Here is a 4,182-nt window from a genome sequence, read left to right as displayed (position 1 = left end):
TCCCCTCCCCCGCGACGGGGGAGGGTCAGGGAGGGGGTGACACCCCCCATCCCAGGCCTTCGGCAGGCTCAGGGCAGGCTTTTCCCCCGCGACGGGGGAAGGCGCGCACCATCCCCTCCCCCGCGACGGGGGAAGAAGCAGACAATTCCCCTCCCCCGCGACGGGGGAGGGTCAGGGAGGGGGTGACACCCCCCATCCCAGGCCTTCGGCAGGCTCAGGGCAGGCTTTTCCCCCGCGACGGGGGAAGGCGCGCACCATCCCCTCCCCCGCGACGGGGGAGGGTCAGGGAGGGGGTGATTTCGCATATCGGTCAGCGCATGAGCGCCCGCAGGACCGCGCCGAATGCCGCCCCGTAGAGCGCCGTCAGCGCCAGCGCATGATCGCGCACCGTGCGGCGAAAGCGCGCCGACAGCAGACCGGGGAGCGCCGCGGAGATCGCCATGCGGAGCGCGCGCCCCGCGACCGAAGCCGGAATTGCGAGGGCCGGGTCTACGCCTCGGCTCGCCGCGACCAGCGCCCACACCTTGAACGCAACGCCGCTCCAGGGCTGGAGCAGGAACGCCCAGGCGCCGTGCTCCGCGATGCCTGCCTCCGCGGTCCGAACGTGCCGCTCGGCCACAAATGGGAGCGCTGCTAGCAGGGCGCGGGCGCGGCTCGGTCGGCGGTGCGCGAAGACGTAGAGCGCGGCGCCGCCGAGGGTGCTCCCCAGGATCGAGGCGAGGAGAGGGCGAAGGAAGCGCCGCTGGGCCCCGACGGCGAGCGGCACCAGGAGGAAGTCGGGGATGATCGGCCACACTGTCGCTTCCGCCACCGCCCAGAGGAACATGACCGCGAGGGAGGCGCGGCTCGCGGCCAAAGCCTCCCACCGGTCAAACGCCACGTGGCTCAGGGCGCGTCGGTCATCCTGAGGGCGGAGCCCGAAGGATCTCGCCCGATCGAGATGCTTCGCTGCGCTCAGCATGACAAAAAGAACGCGCTCAGCATGACAACCACAACGCGCTCAGCATGACAAAAAGAACGCGATCAGCATGACAACAAGAACGCGCTCCGCATGGCAGCCGTCGGTTCCCCCTCCGCCGCGGCCTGGGGTGAGGGTGAGGGGGCGGCCACTCATCCGCCGACACGCAGGACCATCTTCCCGAACTGCGCCCGGTCCATCATCCGCTGGTGGGCGCGCGGCGCGTCCCGCAGCTCGTACACCTGGTCGACGATGGGCCGGAGGCGTCCCTCGGCGAACCAGGGGAGCGCCTGCTGCGCGAAGGTCGCGACCGACGTGCTGAACAGGCGGCCGGTGGTGACGGACATGCCGAAGAAGGTGAGGTTGCGCATGATGGCGAGGCGCGTGTCCAGCTCGACCCGCGGGCCGCTGGGCGAGCCGTAGATCACGCAGCGGCCGTCGTCGGCCAGGCTCGCCACGCTGGCGGCGAACGTCGCCTTCCCCACCCCCTCCAGCGCCACGTCCACGCCGTGCCCGTCGGTCGCGCGCCGCACCTCCTCCGCCACGTTCTGCGAGGCATAGTTGACGACCGCGTCGGCGCCCAGGGCCCGAGCGCGCTCCAGCTTCCAGTCCTGGCCGGCCGTCGCCACGACCCAGGCGCCGAGCCGCTTGGCGATCTGGAGGGCCGCGCTCCCCACGCCGCTGCCGGCCGCGTGGACCAGGACGCGCTCGCCCGCGGCGACGCCGGCGAGGGTCACCAGTGCGTGCCAGGCCGTACCGAAGGCGACGGGGATGGCCGCGGCCTCTTCGAAGCTCATCCCCGGTGGCATCGGCAGCACGCTCCAGGCGGGCGCCACCGCCAGCTCCGCGTACGTCCTTCGCGCCCAGGCGATGACGCGATCGCCGGCGCGCAGTCCCGCAACGTCCTGGCCGACGGCCTCCACGGTGCCCGCCAGCTCCAGCCCGGGGATGATGGGCGGCGCGCCTCCGTGGTACGCGCCGATGCGCATCAGGTGATCGGCGAAGTTGACGCCCACCGCCCGCACCCGGACCAGGACCTCGGCGGGGCCCGGTCTCGGGTCGGGCGCGTCCTCGTAGCGCAGCGCGTCGGGTCCGCCCGGCTCGTGCACAAGAATCGCCTTCATCCCTGCTCCCTCTCCCTTCGCGCGTCGCGGCCGTGTCGTAGCATAGTGCCATGCTTCCCCGCTCTGCCGTGGGCGACGCGGCCGGCGACGCGCACCGGCCGTGGCCCGCGCCGCGCGCTCCGTGGGTCCTGGGTCAGAGCTGGCACGATCTGCTGTTCGCCCACTGGCCCGTGGACCCGGCCGCGCTGCGCCCGCTCGTGCCCGCGGACCTCCCGATCGACACGTACGAGGGCCACGCGTGGGTGGGCGTCGTCCCGTTCACGATGGTAAACGTCCGGCTGCGCGCCACGCCGGCGCTGCCGCCCTTTCCGGAGCTGAACGTGCGCACCTACACGACCGTCGGCGGGCGGCCCGGCGTCTACTTCTTCAGCCTCGACGCGGCGAACCGCCGGGCGGTGCTGACCGCGCGCCAACTCCTCGGCCTTCCATACCACCGGGCTGAGATGTCGTCGACGGTCGTCGACGGCTGGGTCGACTATCGCAGCCGACGGTCCGGGAACGGGGTCCGCGCCGAGCTGGTCGCGCGCTATCGCCCCATTGGCGACGAATTTCGGGCCGAGCCGGGCTCGCTCGCCGAGTTCCTCACCGAGCGCTACTGTCTCTACACGGTCGGTTGGGCCGGGGGAATCAGCCGTCTCGAGATCGCGCACCCGCCCTGGCCTTTGCAGCCCGCCGAGGCCGTGATCTCGGCCAACACCATGCTCGCGCCGCTGGGCCTGGAGCTGCCCGACGTCGATCCGATCCTGTACTATTCAGCGCGCATCGCCGTGCGGACGTGGCCGCCATACCGAGTTGCGCCGCCGCCGCGCTGAACATTCCCAGCGAGCACGGGGAGGTGGCCCATCAGCCGCTCCGCTCCCCCGCGGCGGGGGGAGCGGAGCCACGTATACTCCTGGGCGCACGATGGTATTGCTGCTGACGCAGGCCGACCTTCGACCCCTCGCCGAGCTATCGTCCGAGCTGGATGGCGCCTTCGCCGCCATCCAGGAGGCGTTCCTCGAGCACCAGCGCGGTGAGGCGAAGCTGTACGCGGGGACCGAGCTGCCCCTCACGGGCGAGCAGCGCTCGCTCCGCGTGCTGCCCTCCGCGTCGCCCGCCAATGGCGCGGGCGTGCGCTTCAATCCCCTCGTCGGTCGCCTCGACAATCCCGATTCTTTCGTGAACCTTCTCTTCGATGGAGCCAACGGCCAGCTCCTGGCGCTCATCGCGGGCGACGATCTCAACGTCGTGCGGACGGCCACGCCCGCTGGCCTGGCCGCGCGCTATTTGGCCCCGGAGGGCGCGCGGACCATGGGCATGCTGGGGAGCGGTCGCCAGGCGCGCGGCCAGGTGATCGCCGTGAAGCACGCGCTCCCGCGCCTCGAGCGCGTCCGCGTCTTCAGCCCCACGCCGGCGCACCGCGCCGCCTTCGCGGAGGAGATGACGCGGCGACTGGGGGTTCCCGTGGAGGCCGTCGACGAGCCGCGCCGCGCCGTGGAGGGCGCGGACGTCGTGGGGGTAACCAGCAACGCGCGCGAGCCGGTGCTGCAGGCCGAATGGGTGCGGGCCGGCGCGCTGATCCTCTCGATGTCGGCCGGGCAGCTCCCGCCGGAGGTCGTGCTTCGATCGCGGGTCATCGTCTCCTCAATGCCCGAGGTGGTGGAGGTGCGTCGCGAGCCCTACCGCTCGCTCATCGCCGACGGGCGATGGGGCGCCGATCGCGTCGCGGCCACGATGGCCGAGGTGATCGAGGGCGGCACGCCCGGGCGCACCTCTCAGAGCGAGACAGTCCTCTACGAGATGCCCGGCATGTCGATTTGGGACACGGCCATCATGCGCTGGGCCTACCGCTGGGCGTTGGCCAACGAGCTGGGCTCGACCTTCCACCTTTCGTCACCGTAGGGGCCGCGCCGGAAACGGCGAGCCCAGGACTCGCCGGAGGCCGGCTCCTCGGGGCGGCTCACCCATCGAGGCCTAAGGGTCGCCGGAGGCCGGCTCCTCGGGGCGGCTCACCCATCGAGGCCTAAGGGTCGCCGGAGGCCGGCTCCTCGGGGCGGCTCACCCATCGAGGCCGGGGACCCCGGCTGGCCCGCCCTTCAGGGCGGCTCACCCATCGAGGCC

Annotated in this window: 4 protein-coding genes; 2 read left to right on the top strand and 2 right to left on the bottom strand. The window is 72.4% G+C overall.

Features of this window, described 5'->3' with window-relative positions:
* Positions 1–310: 310 nt before the first annotated feature.
* Positions 311–961 carry a hypothetical protein gene (locus tag VFC51_12120; GenBank protein HZT07770.1) on the bottom strand — a complete coding sequence of 217 codons (651 nt, stop codon included), beginning with the start codon at positions 959–961 and terminating at the stop codon, positions 311–313.
* Positions 962–1,110: 149 nt separating this feature from the next.
* On the bottom strand, positions 1,111–2,082 hold the full coding sequence (locus VFC51_12115; GenBank protein ID HZT07769.1) for a zinc-binding dehydrogenase: 972 nt from the start codon (positions 2,080–2,082) through the stop codon (positions 1,111–1,113).
* Positions 2,083–2,132: 50 nt separating this feature from the next.
* Here VFC51_12115 and VFC51_12110 point away from each other — a divergent pair, with 50 nt between their 5' ends.
* Positions 2,133–2,894, top strand: coding sequence for a DUF2071 domain-containing protein (locus VFC51_12110; GenBank protein ID HZT07768.1), 762 nt, complete (start codon positions 2,133–2,135; stop codon positions 2,892–2,894).
* 97 nt (positions 2,895–2,991) lie between these two features.
* On the top strand, positions 2,992–3,963 hold the full coding sequence (locus tag VFC51_12105; GenBank protein ID HZT07767.1) for an ornithine cyclodeaminase family protein: 972 nt from the start codon (positions 2,992–2,994) through the stop codon (positions 3,961–3,963).
* The last annotated feature ends 219 nt before the right edge of the window (positions 3,964–4,182 follow it).

This window comes from Chloroflexota bacterium (genome assembly GCA_035652535.1).
Taxonomy (GTDB): Bacteria; Chloroflexota; UBA6077; order UBA6077; family SHYK01; genus DASRDP01.
This window is presented reverse-complemented; position numbering and strand designations above follow the sequence as displayed.

Coding starts and splice junctions, on each gene's coding strand:
- VFC51_12120 (HZT07770.1), bottom strand. CDS start 961: ATGCTGAGCGCAGCGAAGCATCTCGATCGGGCGAGATCCTTCGGGCTC.
- VFC51_12115 (HZT07769.1), bottom strand. CDS start 2,082: ATGAAGGCGATTCTTGTGCACGAGCCGGGCGGACCCGACGCGCTGCGC.
- VFC51_12110 (HZT07768.1), top strand. CDS start 2,133: ATGCTTCCCCGCTCTGCCGTGGGCGACGCGGCCGGCGACGCGCACCGG.